We start from the raw sequence: 16,691 nt of genomic DNA, 5'->3' as shown, positions 1-16,691 counted from the left end.
TCCGAGCGCTGTCTTCTTTAATCCCGAGGCATTCCTGCCGGGCGAGACATTCGTCTTTGCGCGCCGATGCGGAATGGGGCATTCATCGCACCGTAGCCATTATATTGGCCCCGCCGTTCCACGATTTCGAAGAAGAAGCCTTCGCCAAAGGTCTGGCTATAAATCTGGAAATATTCGCCATTCTCATCGCGATCATACAGAATGCTCGATGCGCGCAGCGCATCTGACAATTCCGGCTCCAGTCCGAAACGGGCTTCAAGATCATCATAATAGTTTCGCGAAATCGGCAAAGGCTGAAAACCGCAGGCATGAAGCTGCTTTGCGGTCGCGAAAATATCATCGGTGGAGAAAGCAATGTGCTGGATGCTGGTGCCGAAGCCCTCAGCCAGGAACTTGCCGGCAAAGGTCTTGCGGTTGTCTGCGCCGTTCATGGTCAGGCGGAAATCAGGCTTGGGTAGGCTTTCTATTGCCTGGCTGCGGACAAGCCCGCCCGGCTCCACCACATCGACCATGGATGTGCGCCGCATCGAAAATATCGACGTATAGAACAACAGCCATGTCAGCATTTCGTCATAGCGCGTCGTCTGGGCGAGATGGTCTATTCTGGTCAAACCGGCATCGGCGCCGATGGAACCTTCGACGGGCACGAATTCCTTTTTCCATATGTCTGAAAGGGCCGGAGAGCCGTCAAGAAAGTAGATGACGCCGTTTCCGACACCCTGAATGGCCGGGATAGACGCCTCGCCGCTTTTTCTAGGTTCAAGAAATGTGGTCGCGCCCAGGGCCGCAGCACGCTCCAGGGCTGCAGCCGCGTTTTTGACGCCAAGCCCGAAAGCATAGGCATTCGTGCCGTGGACCGAATAGGAAGCGCCCGCGAAACTGTCTCCAGTGCTGTCGGTATTGATGACGATGCGGATATCGCCCTGTGTGTACAAATCGACTTCGCGGTTGCAGTGGCGTGCGGCTTTGCTAAAACCGAGCGAGCCCAGCAATGTCTCCAGCTGCTCCTTTTCCGATGGTCCGGTGGTAAACTCGACGAATTCGACGCCCGAAGTTTCCACGGGGTCTGGCATGTGCGGTGCCGCAATACGAATGTCTGGCTCCAGTCGGCCCACCTTGTCCATGAGGTTGATCAGGGACCGATGGCCATCTTCTGCCAGAAGACGGGCCGAGCCGCCGCGGAACTGGTCGTTGAAAATCTCCAGCGAAAGCGGTCCGCAATAGCCCGTCGCTGCAACGGCCCGCATGAACTCCACCACGGGTAGATCGCCTTCACCCGGCATGTTGCGGAAGTGACGGCTCCAATAAAGAAGATCCATGTCAAAGAGAGGGGCATCGGCTAGCTGGACGATGAAGATCTTGTCGCCTGGAATGGAGCGGATCGAGTTGGGATCGATCTTGCGTGAAAGCGTGTGGAAACTGTCCAGGATGATACCGACATTGGCGTGATCTGCACGACGCACGACTTCCCACGCATCGCGATGGTCGCTGATATGCCGACCCCATGCCAGCGCCTCATAGCCGACACGCAGTCCGTGGCGCGCAGCACGCTCCCCGAGCTCATGGAAGTCATTTGCGGCCCTGTCGATTCCGCCAAGCGAAATCGGCGAGACGTTGGAGCAGATCAGCATCAGATCTGTGCCGAGCTCGCCCATAATGTCGAATTTGCGCTCTGCTCTTTCGAAAGCCCGCTGCCGATGCTGGTCGGGCATTCCTTCGAAATCTCGGAATGGCTGAAACAATGTTATTTCCAGCCCGTGGTCACGAACCATGGCGCGGACCTCGCGCGGTGAGGCGTCGTAGGTCAGGAAATCATTCTCGAAGATTTCGACACCGGCAAAGCCCGCCTTGGCGATTGCGGCCAGCTTTTCGGGGAATTCTCCGCTGATGGAAACTGTTGCGATGGAAGTCCGCATCGGCAGCTTTTGCTTCTCCGTGCCAGAGGTGACCATATTGCCTTCCTTTCCGGTGTTATGTACTAATTAGTTAATAATACGGGTTCGGTTTGGGATGGGCTGACCGCTAATGGGTGGAACAATGACGAAAGCCGCAACTTTGAGCAGGCCAACCGCAACGCGGCAGGCCAAGCGCGACCCTGAGGGCGTCAGGCGCGACATTCTTTCGGTGGCGATGGAAGAGTTTTCCCAGAACGGTCTCTCGGGTGCGCGCATCGATGAAATCGCTGCGCGCACCCGCACGTCCAAACGCATGATCTACTATTATTACGGCGACAAGGAAGGCCTGTATCAGCAGGTGCTTGAAGAGGCCTATGCGAAGGTGCGCGGCGGCGAAAGCGATCTTGAGCTTGACGATATGGAGCCACGGGCTGCGCTTGAAAAGCTCTGTCGTTTCACCTTCGACCATCACCGGCGCAACCCGGCATTCATTCGCATGGTGATGATCGAAAACGTCCATCACGGCAGACATATGCAGGCGTCCGAAACCATCCGTCAGCTGAACCGACCCGCAATCGAAGCGCTGGAGGGCGTTCTTGCCAGAGGTCAGAAAAAGGGCGTCTTTCGCGCTGGCATCGAAGCGCTGGAACTGCACTGGCAGATCAGCGCACTTTCCTTTTTCAACGTGTCGAATTCCGCTACCTTTTCCTTCATTTTTGGGGAAAAGCTGTTCACCGATGAGGGGCAGGAGGCCTTGTCGAGGCATGTTGCCGACATGGTCTTGCGCTACGTGCTTCGTGTCGACCACATGGAAGCCATCGGAACAGGCGATTAGGGCCTTACCCGCAGACAAGTTCAAACAGAGCTTTGGCTGCGGTGCTGCGTGTCTCATCCCAAGGCCTCGGCTTCACACAATTCCTTGAAATGCGCTGCCATCCGGTCAGAATCTGGCTCCCGCTCGGCAAACAGCCGGAACGCTCCAACCGCCTGGAACACGGCCATTCCGCCGCCGGGCAGGGTCTTGCAGCCCTTCGCTTCCGCTGCTGCCAAGAGCGCTGTCACCAGCGGCATATAAACGATATCAGCGACCCAGTGACGGCTTTCGAGGAGCTCTTCCGCAACCGGAATTCCCGGATGCGCTGGCATCCCCACAGGTGTGGCGTGGATCAAGCCATCGGCATGGGGAAGCGACTTCTCGGGCGCTTCGACCGTAAAGGCGCGTTTGCTCCCGAAACGCTCGTTGAGCTGTTCTGCCAGCTGTCGGGCGCGCTCCTTGTCCTGATCGAAGATATCGAGATGCCTGATATCGAGCTTCAACGCCGCGTGGGCGACCGCTACTCCCGCGCCGCCCGCGCCGATGAGGAGAGCCCGGTCGCGTTTCGCATTGGGCAAGCCCCGCTTGAAGCTCTCGAAAAAGCCGTACCAGTCCGTGTTGTGACCGGTGCGTTTTCCATCGCGAAAGACGACGGTGTTGACCGCGCCGAGCATACGGGCATCGTCCGAAAGGGCGTCGAGGTGGGAAATGACGCGTTGTTTGAAAGGGTGGGTGATGTTCAAGCCTGCAAAGCCGCGTGCCTGCGCTTCATCCAGCAGCTGGGGCAGGGCGCTTTCCGGCAGATTTCGCGCGTGGATGTCCATCAGCTCATAGGAATAGTCGATCCCGTGCGCCTGGCCCTCGCGCATATGCATGGGCGGCGTCTTGGAAAGCTGGATGTCGGCACCAATCAGCCCGACTTTCAGGGATGGTCTGTCTGTCATGGAATGCATACTCGTCGATTGATGTGGTGACCCAGCCCGCATCTGGCGCTGTTGTCCGTCGTCTCGTCAGTGATGGGCGAGAATTTCGCCAAGGAACGTGCGTGTCCGCTGATGTTTGGGATCACGGAAAAACTCTTCAGGCGGGGCTTCCTCGATGATCTCGCCGGACGCCATGAACACCACGCGGTCTGCAACCTGACGGGCAAAGCCCATTTCGTGGGTCACGCAGATCATGGTCATGCCATCTCGGGCAAGTCCAATCATCGTGTCCAGCACTTCCTTGACCATTTCCGGATCCAGCGCCGATGTGGGCTCGTCAAACAGCATGGCTTTAGGCTCCATGCACAATGCCCGGGCAATTGCCGCACGTTGCTGCTGGCCGCCCGACAACTGGGCCGGATATTTTTCCGCCTGATCGAGAATGCGAACGCGTTCGAGATATTTGCGAGCGATTGTCTCGGCCTCGGCTTTGGAAAGACCTTTTGCCCGCATCGGTGCCAAAGTGCAGTTTTCGAGAATTGTCTTGTGCGGGAACAGATTGAAGTTCTGAAACACCATGCCGACTTCGCGCCGAACGGTATCGATTGCGGCGGCAGAGCTCGTCAGCTTCGTTCCCTCGACGGTGATCGTGCCGCCCTGGGTATCTTCGAGATGGTTGATGCAGCGGATCAGGGTCGATTTGCCCGAGCCGGACGGCCCGCAAAGGACGATTTTCTCGCCTTTGCGAACCGAAAGGTTGATGTTCTTCAGGGCATGAAAGGCTCCATACCACTTCTCCACCCCTTCAAGGGCAATCAGCGGAACCTGCGCGGCGGTATCTTGCGGCATGGTAACCTCCTTCATTACTTGGCTGTGAACGGGATCTCAGGCAGGGATGCCGGGAAGCTTGGAACGTCGCGCTTCATCCACTTGGTGTAGATCTTCGCGAGCTCTCCATCGCCCTTGATCTTGGTCAGGAAGGCGTTGATCGTTTCGTTCCAGTCCTTCTCGCCCGGACGCGTGCCTGCGCCGTTGTAAAGGGTCGTCAGATCGAACTTCGATTCGTACTTGCCTGCTGCGGCTGCATTCAGGCGGTCGCCGTAGAACTGATTGCCGCCAACAACTTCGACCTGGCCGGAAATGAGAGCCTGAATGTTGGCTGCGTCATCATCGAAGCGCAGAATGTTGGCCTTTGTGCCTGCACCGGCAGTAATTGCCGTGTCCATCGCGCTCGACTTCGGCACGCCGACAGCGACACCGGAAAGGTCGTCAAAGCCAGCGATCTTCTTGTCCTTCGGTCCGTAGACGGACAGGACGTTGCCGGCATATGGCTGCGAGAACTGGATCGTTTTCGCACGCTCGGCGGTCATGCCCATGGTGGCGAAGAGAACGTCGACCTTGCCGGTCATCAGTGCTGGAATGCGGTTGGCAACGGCCAGCGGCACGAACTCAGCCTTCACGCCGAGGTATTCGGCAAAAGCCTTGCCAATGTCGGCATCGAGGCCATCTTGAACGCCGCTCGAATTGACGAAGCCCCAAGGCGAGTTATCGCCCTGAATACCGATGACCACTTTGCCCTTGGCCTTTGCCTCATCGACCGTGCCTGCAAAGGCATCCACCGGTGCGATAAATGGCAATGTGACCGTTGCAGCGGCCAATGCAAGAATGGCGCGGCGGTTTAGTTTTACACTCTTGGATTTCATCTTTTGCTCCTCCTAACAAAGCTGATGACGGATACTATCGCGATGCAGTCTGCAGTCGCTTTTCGACGCTGGCGCCCCAAAGAGAAAGCGGCCAGCAAATCAGGAAGTAGATCAGGCCAACGATGGCAAAAACCGTCAGAGGCTTGAAGGTCTGGTTGGAAACGATCTGTCCGGCGCGGGACAGTTCAACAAAGCCGACAATGGCGGCCAGCGACGTGCCCTTGATGAGCTGGACCATGAAGCCGATTGTCGCCGGGAGCGATATCTTGAAAGCCTGCGGCAGGACGACGTCCTTCATGCGGGACACGTAGTGAAGCCCAAGCGCCTTGGCGGCCTCGGTCTGGCCCTTTGACACCGCCTGGATGCCACCACGCCAGATTTCACCCAGAAAGGCACTGGCATGAAGCGTAAATGCAATGGCAACCGCGATCCATGCGTCGATGTCGAGGCCAACCAGCCCAACGCCGTAATAGACGACAAAAAGCTGCATGAGCAGCGGCGTGCCCTGAAACACCGCGATATAACCGGCGGTGATACGCTGCCCGATGGGGCTTTCCGCAGTTCTGGCAAGCGCCACGCACAGGCCGAAGATACCGCCGCCGATAAAGCCGATGACCGTCAGTGCAAGCGTCCATTTCAGGCCCTGCATCAGGAAAAACAATTCGTTGGCACCGATAGGCGTCATTGTTTCCCCTTACTTGACCGGATAGCTGAAAGAAAGGCGAGAAATCACCGAGAAAACGCCCATCATCAGGGAGGAAATGACGAGGTAGAGCAGCGTGATCGAGAAGTAGACCTCGAAGGACCGGAACGTTTCCGCCTCGATCCTCTGGGCAACCGACGTCAATTCATATGCGGCAATGGATGTGCAGACAGAGGTCGTCAGCGTCAGCATGATGAACTGGCTGGTCAAGGATGGGTAGACGGCGCGCAGGGCTGGCTTGAGGATGATGTGGCGGAAGATCTGCGCACGTCGCAGTCCCAGCGCAAGGCCTGCTTCGACCTGACCTTTGGGAATTGCATCCACACCGCCGCGAATGATCTCGATGGCATAGGCGCCGCCGTTTAAGGCAAGCGCGACGACGGCAGTGGTTGTCGGATTCAGCCGCAGGCCCAGTTGGGGAAGCGCGAAGAAGATGAAAAAGATCTGGACCAGAAACGGTGTGTTGCGGATGAGTTCGACAAAGCCGATGACGAGCGCTCGCAGAGGCTTGAAACGCGAACCGCGCGCGACGACACCGAGAACGCCGATGATCATCGCGAAGAACATGCCCGCCAGTGCCAGCCCGATCGTGGCAAGGCACGCAAGCAGCAACTCGGGCAGGCGGTCATAGACAGCCGAAAAATCAAGCGTGTAAGACATTCATCCTCCCTCTTCGGCCAGAGCTATTCTCTGCTCTTTCCTCACAGCCGCCACCGCCTTTTACCGTGGTGGATGTCAAACTGCACGTCCACGCCTCCCGCGCTGACGGCCGTAACACTATTGTTTGTACCAGTTAGTTCATTTGTGTCAAGCGACGTCGGAACGGATTGCGCTCATCTCGAAAACTGGCCCTGAAAGTCGTAGAAATGCCGCGCCAAGCCCTGTGGATTTCTGCTATCCCATACTCAAATCGGTGCCTTGCCGAACGCCAATCGCGGGACATTGTACCGTCTGCGGCACTTTTTTCTGCTCAGATCGTTCCCTGATCCGTTGAGCTCACGCCTTCGTATCTCATTCGAAACGTCAGAGAGTCCCGCCATGTCCCGTTGCCGCAATCTCATCTTCATTCTGGGCGATCAGTTATCCCTTGAGATTTCGTCGCTGGAGGGCGCTGACCCCGCCAACGACGTGGTTCTCATGTGCGAGGTGGCAGAGGAAACGACCTATGTTCGCCACCATCGCAAGAAGATAATCCTTATCCTCTCGGCAATGCGGCATTTTGCAGAAGAGCTTTCTGCCAAAGGGTTCGAGGTCCGCTATATCAGGCTTGATGATGATGAAAACACCGGCTCTTTCACTGGAGAACTGAAGAGGGCGGTTGGCAGCCTCAACCCGGAACATATCGTTGTGACCGAGCCGGGGGAATGGCGCGTGTTGCACGCCATGCAAAACTGGGAAGAGCAGATGGGCCGGTCCGTGGATATCAGGACCGATCGCAGGTTCATTGCCTCCCATGAAGACTTTCGGCAATGGGCCGAAGGGCGCAAACAGATGACGATGGAGTTTTTCTATCGCGAAATGCGCCGCAAGACCGGTCTCCTGATGGAAGGCGACCAGCCGGTTTCCGGACGATGGAACTATGACAGCGAAAACCGGGCCCCTGCAAAGACCGACTTGTTCCGCCCGCGTCATCCAACCTTCGCACCGGATGAAACGACACGCTCCGTCATGGAACTGGTCGATGCGCGCTTTCCCGACCATATGGGCAAGGCCAAGGGATTTTCGTTCGCGGTAACGCGCAAAGATGCCGAAAAGGCAGCGGACGCGTTCATTGTCGAGTTTCTGCCCCGGTTCGGAGAAACGCAGGATGCGATGGTGAGAGACGATCCGAACCTCAACCACTCGCTCATTTCCTTTTACATCAATATCGGCTTTCTCGATCCGCTGGCCGTATGCCAGGCGGCAGAAAGGGCCTACCTGCAGGGGGATGCCCCCATCAATGCCGTGGAAGGCTTTATCCGCCAGATCATTGGCTGGCGGGAATACATCCGGGGTGTCTACTGGATGTTCATGCCCGACTATGCGCGAAAAAATTTCCTTGACGCCAGCCGGCCGCTTCCGGACTTCTACTGGAGCGGAAAAACCGACATGGCTTGCATGGCAACGGTCATCCGTGAAACCATCGACAACGCCTACGCCCACCATATTCAGAGGTTGATGATCACAGGCAATTTCGCTTTGCTTGCCGGGCTTGATCCCCATGCCGTCCACGAATGGTATCTAGAAGTCTATGCTGATGCCTATGAGTGGGTGGAACTGCCCAATGTGATCGGCATGAGCCAGTTTGCCGATGGCGGCCTTCTCGGATCGAAACCTTATGCCGCCAGCGGCGCCTATATTTCCAGAATGTCTGATTACTGCGAAAACTGTCGCTATGACGTTCACCGCAAGACCGGCGAGGGGGCATGTCCGTTCAATGCGCTCTATTGGGATTTTCTGGACAGAAATGCCGAAAAGCTATCGGGCAATCGAAGGCTGGCCCAGCCTTACGCGACATGGCGGCGGATGAGCGATACAAAACGCGAGGATTACAGGCAGAGCGCCCGCCTGTTCCTGCAGAAGCTCGATAAAGGAGAGCCGGTCTAGACGGGTGGCGCTCTTCTTTATGTTTTCCTTATGTGCCTTACCTTTATTCCCAATCGAACCCTGACGCGGTCCGGACGTAAGGTTGCCTCCTCATCATAGGAGAAACACATGTCCGACATTGTCTTCATTCTCACTGGCAGTTGCGTGCTGATTGGCTTTGCCCTTTACGCCCGCGCGCTCAGCTCATTGTGAGGACGGCATGATCGAAGCTTTGCTCGCGCTGGCCGTGGCCGGCGCTCTTGTCGTCTATCTCGTCGTGACGCTGTTGCGTCCCGAGCGCTTCTGACCTTCGGGGAGAATTTCCATGACCATTATCGGGTGGCTGCAGATCAGCCTCCTCTTCCTCGCCGTGCTCTGCGTCGTCAAACCGCTGGGCCTTTATATGGCGAAGGTGTTTTCGGGCGAAAGGACCTTTCTTTCTCCTGTTCTCGTGCCGATTGAGCGCGGCATCTACCGTGCCTGTGGCACCAGCATGGACAAGGAGCAGGGCTGGCTGGCCTATACGCTTTCCATGCTGGCCTTTTCGCTGGCGAGTTTCCTCTTCCTCTACGGGATTTTGCGGCTGCAGGCCTATCTGCCTTTCAATCCGCAGGGTTTTGTCGGTGTTCCGCCTGATCTCGCATTCAACACTGCCGTCAGTTTTGTCACCAACACGAACTGGCAGAACTATGCTGGCGAAGCGACGATGAGTCATTTCAGCCAGATGGTCGGCCTGACTGTCCAGAACTTCCTGTCGGGGGCGGTTGGTATTGCCATGGCAATGGCGTTTACGCGCGCCTTCATGCGTTCACAGGCAACGACCCTCGGCAATTTCTGGGTGGATATGACCAGGGCGACGCTTTACGTGCTTGTGCCACTGGCACTCGTCATCGCACTGGTCTTTGTCTGGACCGGCGTGCCCCAGACGCTCGACGCCAGCGTGACGGCAACGACCCTTGAAGGTGCCCAGCAGGTCATCTCGCTTGGGCCGGTTGCCAGCCAGGAAGCTATCAAGCAGCTGGGAACGAATGGCGGCGGCTTCTTCAATGCCAATGCGGCCCACCCCTTTGAAAACCCGACCGCATTTTCGAACTACATCAACATTTTCGCGATGTTGTGCGTCTCTTCTGCGCTGGTCTATACCTTTGGCCAGATGGTCGGTAATCGCCGCCAGGGCTGGGTGCTGCTGTCGGCAATGGCTATCCTGCTCATTGCCGGTGTTGCAACGATCTACTGGGCGGAAGCGTCGGGCAACTCCATCGTCACCGCGCTTGGCGTTGATGCCCTACAGGGCAATATGGAGGGCAAGGAACTGCGCTTCGGCCAGGCCATGACCGCGCTCTATGCCGCCGTTACCACCGGCCTTTCGAATGGTGGTGTAAACGGTATGCACGGCTCCTTTACGGGACTAGGCGGCTTGGTGCCGATGTTTCTGATCCAGCTCGGAGAAATCCTTCCCGGTGGCGTCGGTTCGGGCCTCTATGGGATGCTCGTCTTTGCTCTTCTGGCGGTCTTCGTCGCTGGCCTGATGGTTGGCAGGACCCCGGAGTTTCTGGGCAAGAAGATTGAGGGACGGGAAATGAAATGCGCCATGCTGGCCGTTCTCATTCTGCCTTTGACCATCCTTGGATTTTCGGCGGTCTCGGCCATGTTGCCATCTGCCGTTGCCAGTATCGGTACGGCTGGTCCTCATGGTCTCTCGGAAATCCTCTATGCCTTTACGTCTGCCGCGGGCAATAATGGCTCGGCCTTAGGTGGCCTTTCGGGCAATACCAGCTGGTACAACACAACGCTTGGGCTCGCCATGTTGCTCGGACGGTTCGCCTACGCCATCCCGGTCATGGCTATCGCCGGTTCGCTTGCCGCAAAGGTCCGCGTTCCCGCCTCCACCGGCACCTTCCCAACAGATGGTCCGCTCTTTGTCGGACTTCTGGTCGGTATCATCCTCATCCTGGGCGGGCTTCAATATTTCCCGGCTCTGGCACTTGGGCCCATCGTCGAACATTTCGCCATGCTGGCCGGTCAGACCTTCTAAAGGAAAACAATAAATGTCACAAAAGCCGGAAAAACCTGGTCTTTTTGATCCAGCCATCATCTTGCCCGCCATCAAGCAGGCATTTGTCAAGCTCGATCCTCGACAACTCATACGAACACCCGTCATCTTCGTGACGGAAGTGGTGGCCGCTATGGTGACCGTCATTTTTGTTCGAGACGCCCTGGCAGGCAACGGCGCGGCTGGCTTCTCTGGCCAGATTGCCGCCTGGTTGTGGTTCACGGTCCTGTTTGCCACCTTCGCAGAAGCGGTGGCGGAAGGACGTGGCCGCGCACAGGCGGAAAGCCTCAAACGCAGCCGCTCCGATCTCACCGCGCGTCGCATTGGCGCCAACGGCACCATCGAGACGGTTCCCGCCACCATGCTCGCGCTGGGCGACGTGGTGGTGGTGGAAGCGGGAGAGCTCATCCCCGGAGATGGAGAGGTCATCGAAGGCGTTGCCTCCGTCAATGAAAGCGCCATCACCGGCGAGTCCGCCCCCGTGATCCGCGAGTCCGGTGGCGATCGCTCTGCCGTCACGGGGGGAACGCAGGTTCTGTCCGATCAGCTGAAGATCCGCATTACCACACCGCAGGGTGCCAGTTTTGTGGACCGTATGATTGCGCTCATCGAAGGGGCAGAACGGCAGAAGACACCGAATGAAATCGCCCTGTCCATCCTGCTTTCCGGCCTTACCCTTGTGTTCCTGATCATCGTCCTGACTATCTGGGGTCTGGCAGGCTATTCCGGCACCGTCCTTTCGGTCACGGTTCTCGCGGCGCTGCTCGTTACGCTCATTCCTACCACCATTGGTGGGCTGCTTTCTGCAATCGGCATAGCCGGGATGGACCGCCTTGTCCGCTTCAACGTCATTGCCACATCGGGGCGTGCGGTCGAAGCCGCGGGCGATGTCGATACACTTCTTCTGGACAAGACAGGCACGATCACCTTCGGCAACCGAATGGCGGCAGACTTCATTCCCGCCCCTGGTGTAACGCAGCATCAACTTGCCGAGGCAGCGCTTCTTGCCAGCCTGTCGGATGAAACGCCGGAGGGACGTTCCATTGCGGCACTTGCGACCGGAGAGTTTGGCCTTTCCACTCCAAAGGCCGTTGTCGACAGCACGATTGCGTTCAGTGCACAGACCCGTCTTTCAGGCGTCGATATGGGGTCTCACCAGTTGCGAAAGGGTGCGATCGATGCGGTCCTGAAATTTACCGGACTGACGGACAAGGATGCTCCGCGCGGATTCATGCAGGCGGTGGACAGCGTCGCACGTTCGGGCGGTACACCGCTTGGCGTGGCGGATGGGAAACGTCTGCTCGGCGTCATTCATCTCAAAGACGTGGTCAAACCTGACATCAAGGAGCGTTTCGCAGCGCTTCGTGCCATGGGCATCCGTACCGTCATGGTGACGGGTGACAACCCGGTTACGGCCGCGGCCATCGCTTCTGAAGCCGGTGTCGACGATTTTCTCGCCGAAGCCACGCCTGAAGACAAGCTCGCTTATATCCGCCGCGAGCAGCAGGGCGGCCGTCTGATCGCCATGTGTGGAGACGGCACAAATGATGCGCCCGCTTTGGCGCAGGCGGATGTGGGCGTTGCGATGCAGAGCGGAACCCAGGCTGCGCGAGAAGCCGCAAACATGGTCGATCTCGATTCCAGCCCGACGAAGCTCATCGAGATTGTTGAAATCGGCAAGCAGTTGCTGATGACGCGCGGATCTTTGACGACATTCTCCATCGCCAATGACGTTGCAAAATACTTCGCGATCATCCCTGCTCTGTTCGTAACGACCTATCCTGCACTCACCGCCTTTAACATCATGGGGCTTTCCACGCCGCAATCGGCCATCCTTTCGGCGGTCATCTTCAATGCGCTCATCATTATCGCACTCATACCCCTCGCCCTGAAGGGTATAGCCTACCGGCCATCCAGTGCTGCTGCACTCTTGCGCCGTAACCTTCTGATCTATGGTTTCGGAGGGCTTTTGCTGCCTTTCGCCGGGATCAAGCTTGTCGATATGGCCGTTACGGCCCTGCATCTGGTGTAAATCATGTTGAAACTTGTCAGACCCGCTTTTGTCATTCTCGTTCTTCTGACGCTCGTCACCGGTGTTGCCTATCCGCTTGCGGTCACCGGCATCGCGCAGGTGCTCATGCCGCAACAGGCCAATGGCAGCGTCATCAGGCGCGGCGATGCGGTCATAGGCTCCGATCTCATCGGCCAGAATTTCACGTCTCCGCGTTATTTCTGGTCTCGTCCGTCCGCGACGTCGCCCGATCCCTATAATGCATCGGCTTCATCCGGCTCGAACCTGGGCACAACATCGGCCAAGCTGCGTGATCGCGTTGCGGGCGATGTCGAGCGGTTGAAATCCACCGGCATTACGGGCTCCATCCCCGCAGATGCCGTGACGACATCTGGTTCGGGCCTTGATCCGCATATCTCGCCGGAATTTGCCCTGGCGCAGGTCGATCGCATCGCGGCTGCGCGGCAACTCCCTGTCGAGCAGGTCAGGGCTCTGCTTGACAAAACTATCGAGGGTGCGGCCTTCGGAATTGTCGGGCAACCGCGCGTGAATGTGCTAGAACTCAACCTTGCGCTGGATGCGCTCAAGAGCTGATATTGAATGCCGACGAACGAGCCTTACGGGACCAACCGTCCTGACCCTGACGCATTGCTTGCCCTGGCGGATAAAGACCGCCGGGGCAAGCTGACGATTTTTCTTGGCGCTGCGCCGGGCGTCGGCAAGACCTATGCGATGCTCAACCGCGCCCAGAGATTGGCCGCAGACGGGTTTGAAATCGTCGTGGGGCTGACGGAGACCCATGGGCGCAGTGAAACCTCAGCTCTGTTGGCTGGTCTGGAAAAGCTGCCTCGTGTGCAGGTGGCGTATCACGGCAAGGACTTGCAGGAATTCGATCTCGATGCTGCTCTGGCGAGAAAGCCGGGCACGATCATCGTGGATGAGTTGGCCCACTCCAATCCCGAAGGATTTCGCCATCCCAAAAGATATCAGGACATAGAGGAACTGATAGAAGCCGGAATAGACGTATGGACCGCGCTCAATATCCAGCATCTTGAAAGCCTTTCCGATCTGGTTGCGCAGATCACCGGCGTGAATGTGCGCGAGAGAGTTCCCGATACTGTCCTGAAGAAGGCGGATGAGGTCGTGCTTGTGGATTTGCCGCCCGCCGAGCTCATTACGCGACTGCAGGAGGGCAAGGTCTATCTTCCGGCAAGCGCCAAACGCGCCGCAGACAGGTTTTTCCGCCTGGGCAACCTGACCGCATTGCGCGAGCTGGCCCTGCGGCGCACCGCAGACCGGGTTGATGACCAGATGATAGATTATCTGCGTCAGAACGCAATCGAAGGACCGTGGGCGACGTCAGAAAGGCTTCTGGTCTGTATCGGCTCCGACATCCTGTCGGAGAAGGTGGTTCGGGTAGCCAGCCGCCTGGCATCTGGGCTGAATGCGCCGTGGCTGGTCGTCAGTATTGCGCATTCAGACCGTGAAACCCTTGATGATGACGAGCTTCGCCGCATCGATGACACCTTCCGGCTTGCCGAAAAACTGGGAGCGGAGACACGGCGCATAACCGGCAGCAACTTCGTGACGGAAATCCTGAAACTTGCCAGACGGGAGCACGCCACGCAGATCGTGATCGGCTCTCACTGTCGCTCATGGTTTCGAAACCCGTTGCGCAGCAGCCTTGCCGATGCGTTGACGCGGGAAATGAGCGGCATAGGGCTTCACCTCGTCACTGCCGATGAAAAATCGGGCCGTCAGGCGTCTACGAGGAGAGCCTGGCCAAAACTTCCCACTCTTGCAAAGCCACTTGGCATTGCCTTTCTATGCGTCTTGCCGGCCGCCTTGATCGGCGCGCTGATCGACCGCATCGTTTATCTACCAAATATATCACTGCTGTTTCTGATTGCTGTCCTGGCCGCTGCGACCTATGCCGGTTTTGCTGCCGCCCTCATGGCGGCCATGCTGTCCGCCTTGGCATACAACTTCTTTTTCATACCCCCGCTTTACACATTCACCATCGCCTCGCCGCATGAGGTGTTTGCGCTCTGCATCTTTGTCGTGGCGGCCATTCTGGCCGGTAGTCTCGGATCACGCATCCGCGAACAGGCAAAGACCGCCCGTGCCCGCGCCGCCGCCATGCAGGCGCTGTACGATTTTGCCCGCAAGCTATCCGGCACCGCCGATGTCGATGAGGTGCTTTGGGCTTCCGTCAGCCAGCTTCATGCCGGCATCAACAGAAACATCGTCTTTCTGCGGGCAAGTGGCGATACGTTGGAGACAGCTGCAGCCTGGCCGCCCGATACGGAGCTTGGTATTGCCGAGATTGCCGCCGCACGCTGGGCCAATACCAGAAACGAACCTGCAGGTGCCGGCACCGGAACGCTTCCAAATTGCCGCTTCCAGTTTCGACCCCTGACCAGCCCGCATGGCGTGGTCGGTGTCTGCGGATACGAGGTGGGCAGCGAGGCGCTGGATTCAAACGCCGAGCGCATGTTCTCCGCAATCATAGACCAGACTGCCACCGCGATTGACCGCGCACGCCTGTCTTCCGAAAGCGCCAAGCAGGCAGTGAGGCTGGAAAGCGAGCGTTACAGGGAGGCACTTTTATCCTCCATTTCGCATGATCTGCGCACTCCGCTTGCCACGATCACCGGTGCTGTGACGAGCCTGCGAGAGCTTGGCGAGAAGATGACGCCCGAAAGCCGCGACGATCTTCTGCAGTCCATAGAAGAAGAGGGCGCGCGTCTCAGCCGTTTTGTCGCAAACCTTCTCGACATGACACGGATTTCGACAGGAACGTTAAAAGCCAAGCGCGATTGGGTCGATGTGGGCGATGTGGTCCGCTCTGCCGTGGCGCGGGCGCGCAGGTATTTTCCAGCCCAGCCCTTCGAAACGGGCATTGCAGCAGACCTGCCGCTGTTGCGTGGTGACAGCGTGCTCTTGGAACAGGTCCTGTTCAACCTTCTGGACAACGCCGCCAAATACGGCGGCGGCGATGCCGTCAATGTCTACGCCCGCTGTGATGGCAAGGAGGTGGTGCTCTCGGTAACGGACCTTGGCAAGGGTATTCCGGCCGGTGAGCTTGATCGAATTTTCGAGAAATTCTACCGCCGCTCCAAAACGGATGGTCGCTCTCCCGGCACCGGCCTTGGTCTTTCCATTGCCCGTGGCTTCGTTGAAGCCCTTGGAGGGCGCATCCATGCCGAAAGCCCGGCTGTGAGGAAGAGAGGCACTCGTATTGTCATGCGTTTCCCGGTAGAGGAAAGAGACCGAACGCAAGGACTGACATGACGCTTGCCCGTATTCTCGTTGTTGATGATGAGCCGCAGATCCGCCGTTTCCTTAGGCCGGCGCTGGCCGCTGCAGGCTATGACGTCATCGAGGCGGAAAACGGCGCCGATGCCCTCAAGGCCGTTGCAACGGCAGCGCCCGATGCGGTCATTCTCGATCTGGGGCTTCCCGATATGGATGGCAAGGACGTTATCGCCAGCCTCCGCGGCTGGTCTACCATCCCCATCATCATCCTATCCGCACGGGACAGGGAGGCAGAGAAGATTGCTGCTCTCGATCTGGGGGCGGATGATTATATCGAAAAGCCTTTTGGCATTGGCGAACTTACCGCCCGCATCAGAACGGCAATGCGCCACCGCGTGGATGCCAGCAAGGCACCATCGCTGGTCAATGCGGATGGTTTGGTGATCGATGTGGTTCAACGCATCGTATCGCGGAACGGTCAGTCCATTCGCCTGACTCCCAAGGAATACGACCTCCTCGCCCTGCTTTCACATCATGCTGGCCGCGTGGTTACACATCGAACCCTTCTGACGTCCGTGTGGGGGCCTGCCCATGAAGAGGATCTGCATTATTTGCGTGTCTTCATTGGTCAGTTGCGCCAGAAAATCGAAAAAGATCCGGCGCAGCCAAAAATCGTTCAGACAGAGCCAGGCGTTGGTTATCGGCTGGTTGGTGATTGAGCTCCGATGAAGAAAATGACCGCCCACGGCGGCCACTTTCCCGTTTG

General features: G+C 57.8%; 14 protein-coding genes. 8 read left to right on the top strand and 6 right to left on the bottom strand.

Annotation, left to right across the window (positions count from 1 at the left end; all coding sequences use genetic code 11):
• Positions 1-17: 17 nt before the first annotated feature.
• Complete coding sequence (locus QRN85_RS00435; RefSeq protein ID WP_284757235.1) at positions 18-1,916, bottom strand: bifunctional sugar phosphate isomerase/epimerase/4-hydroxyphenylpyruvate dioxygenase family protein; 1,899 nt, start codon at positions 1,914-1,916, stop codon at positions 18-20.
• 121 nt (positions 1,917-2,037) lie between these two features.
• Here QRN85_RS00435 and QRN85_RS00430 point away from each other — a divergent pair, with 121 nt between their 5' ends.
• A complete protein-coding gene (locus tag QRN85_RS00430) occupies positions 2,038-2,730 on the top strand; it encodes a TetR/AcrR family transcriptional regulator (RefSeq protein ID WP_062589950.1) in 693 nt (230 codons plus the stop codon).
• A 53-nt stretch (positions 2,731-2,783) separates the two neighbouring features.
• On the opposite strand, the gene QRN85_RS00425 is transcribed toward QRN85_RS00430, so the two are convergent.
• The 5 genes from QRN85_RS00425 to QRN85_RS00405 all read right to left on the bottom strand — a co-directional run bounded on the left by QRN85_RS00425 (position 2,784) and on the right by QRN85_RS00405 (position 6,698).
• Positions 2,784-3,653, bottom strand: a complete 870-nt coding sequence (locus QRN85_RS00425; RefSeq protein WP_284756764.1) for a shikimate dehydrogenase — start codon at positions 3,651-3,653, stop codon at positions 2,784-2,786.
• 66 nt (positions 3,654-3,719) lie between these two features.
• The gene (locus tag QRN85_RS00420; protein ID WP_062590178.1) at positions 3,720-4,481 is read right to left on the bottom strand and encodes an amino acid ABC transporter ATP-binding protein; all 762 of its coding nucleotides are present in this window, start codon (positions 4,479-4,481) and stop codon (positions 3,720-3,722) included.
• Positions 4,482-4,495: 14 nt separating this feature from the next.
• Positions 4,496-5,335: a transporter substrate-binding domain-containing protein gene (locus QRN85_RS00415; RefSeq protein ID WP_284756761.1), complete on the bottom strand. Its 840-nt coding sequence runs from the start codon at positions 5,333-5,335 to the stop codon at positions 4,496-4,498.
• A gap of 34 nt (positions 5,336-5,369) precedes the next feature.
• Positions 5,370-6,020 carry an amino acid ABC transporter permease gene (locus tag QRN85_RS00410; protein WP_284756760.1) on the bottom strand — a complete coding sequence of 217 codons (651 nt, stop codon included), beginning with the start codon at positions 6,018-6,020 and terminating at the stop codon, positions 5,370-5,372.
• 9 nt (positions 6,021-6,029) lie between these two features.
• Entirely contained in the window at positions 6,030-6,698 is a 669-nt protein-coding gene (locus QRN85_RS00405) for an amino acid ABC transporter permease (RefSeq protein ID WP_062589947.1), read from the bottom strand.
• A 378-nt stretch (positions 6,699-7,076) separates the two neighbouring features.
• On the opposite strand from QRN85_RS00405, the gene QRN85_RS00400 reads away from it, so the two are divergent.
• The 7 genes from QRN85_RS00400 to QRN85_RS00370 all read left to right on the top strand — a co-directional run bounded on the left by QRN85_RS00400 (position 7,077) and on the right by QRN85_RS00370 (position 16,644).
• On the top strand, positions 7,077-8,624 hold the full coding sequence (locus QRN85_RS00400) for a cryptochrome/photolyase family protein (RefSeq protein ID WP_284756757.1): 1,548 nt from the start codon (positions 7,077-7,079) through the stop codon (positions 8,622-8,624).
• Positions 8,625-8,775: 151 nt separating this feature from the next.
• Entirely contained in the window at positions 8,776-8,910 is a 135-nt protein-coding gene (kdpF, locus tag QRN85_RS00395; RefSeq protein WP_284756756.1) for a K(+)-transporting ATPase subunit F, read from the top strand.
• 18 nt (positions 8,911-8,928) lie between these two features.
• Positions 8,929-10,638 carry a potassium-transporting ATPase subunit KdpA gene (kdpA, locus tag QRN85_RS00390; protein WP_284756754.1) on the top strand — a complete coding sequence of 570 codons (1,710 nt, stop codon included), beginning with the start codon at positions 8,929-8,931 and terminating at the stop codon, positions 10,636-10,638.
• A gap of 13 nt (positions 10,639-10,651) precedes the next feature.
• Positions 10,652-12,688 carry a potassium-transporting ATPase subunit KdpB gene (kdpB, locus tag QRN85_RS00385; RefSeq protein WP_284756753.1) on the top strand — a complete coding sequence of 679 codons (2,037 nt, stop codon included), beginning with the start codon at positions 10,652-10,654 and terminating at the stop codon, positions 12,686-12,688.
• A gap of 3 nt (positions 12,689-12,691) precedes the next feature.
• A complete protein-coding gene (gene kdpC, locus QRN85_RS00380) occupies positions 12,692-13,261 on the top strand; it encodes a potassium-transporting ATPase subunit KdpC (protein WP_062589943.1) in 570 nt (189 codons plus the stop codon).
• A 6-nt stretch (positions 13,262-13,267) separates the two neighbouring features.
• Positions 13,268-15,961 carry an ATP-binding protein gene (locus QRN85_RS00375; RefSeq protein WP_284756751.1) on the top strand — a complete coding sequence of 898 codons (2,694 nt, stop codon included), beginning with the start codon at positions 13,268-13,270 and terminating at the stop codon, positions 15,959-15,961.
• On the top strand, positions 15,958-16,644 hold the full coding sequence (locus tag QRN85_RS00370) for a response regulator (RefSeq protein WP_112960795.1): 687 nt from the start codon (positions 15,958-15,960) through the stop codon (positions 16,642-16,644). The genes QRN85_RS00375 and QRN85_RS00370 overlap by 4 nt, the downstream gene beginning before the upstream one ends.
• Positions 16,645-16,691 lie beyond the last annotated feature (47 nt).

This window comes from Agrobacterium sp. fls2-241-TYG-188a (assembly GCF_030209845.1).
Note: the sequence above shows the minus strand (reverse complement) of the source record. Positions and strands in the feature narration are given on the sequence as shown.

Excerpts from the sequence above, each read along its gene's own strand:
- QRN85_RS00435 (WP_284757235.1), bottom strand. The coding sequence starts at position 1,916 with ATGCGGACTTCCATCGCAACAGTTTCCATCAGCGGAGAATTCCCCGAA.
- QRN85_RS00430 (WP_062589950.1), top strand. The coding sequence starts at position 2,038 with ATGACGAAAGCCGCAACTTTGAGCAGGCCAACCGCAACGCGGCAGGCC.
- QRN85_RS00425 (WP_284756764.1), bottom strand. The coding sequence starts at position 3,653 with ATGACAGACAGACCATCCCTGAAAGTCGGGCTGATTGGTGCCGACATC.
- QRN85_RS00420 (WP_062590178.1), bottom strand. The coding sequence starts at position 4,481 with ATGCCGCAAGATACCGCCGCGCAGGTTCCGCTGATTGCCCTTGAAGGG.
- QRN85_RS00415 (WP_284756761.1), bottom strand. The coding sequence starts at position 5,335 with ATGAAATCCAAGAGTGTAAAACTAAACCGCCGCGCCATTCTTGCATTG.
- QRN85_RS00410 (WP_284756760.1), bottom strand. The coding sequence starts at position 6,020 with ATGACGCCTATCGGTGCCAACGAATTGTTTTTCCTGATGCAGGGCCTG.
- QRN85_RS00405 (WP_062589947.1), bottom strand. The coding sequence starts at position 6,698 with ATGTCTTACACGCTTGATTTTTCGGCTGTCTATGACCGCCTGCCCGAG.
- QRN85_RS00400 (WP_284756757.1), top strand. The coding sequence starts at position 7,077 with ATGTCCCGTTGCCGCAATCTCATCTTCATTCTGGGCGATCAGTTATCC.
- kdpA (WP_284756754.1), top strand. The coding sequence starts at position 8,929 with ATGACCATTATCGGGTGGCTGCAGATCAGCCTCCTCTTCCTCGCCGTG.
- kdpB (WP_284756753.1), top strand. The coding sequence starts at position 10,652 with ATGTCACAAAAGCCGGAAAAACCTGGTCTTTTTGATCCAGCCATCATC.
- kdpC (WP_062589943.1), top strand. The coding sequence starts at position 12,692 with ATGTTGAAACTTGTCAGACCCGCTTTTGTCATTCTCGTTCTTCTGACG.
- QRN85_RS00375 (WP_284756751.1), top strand. The coding sequence starts at position 13,268 with ATGCCGACGAACGAGCCTTACGGGACCAACCGTCCTGACCCTGACGCA.
- QRN85_RS00370 (WP_112960795.1), top strand. The coding sequence starts at position 15,958 with ATGACGCTTGCCCGTATTCTCGTTGTTGATGATGAGCCGCAGATCCGC.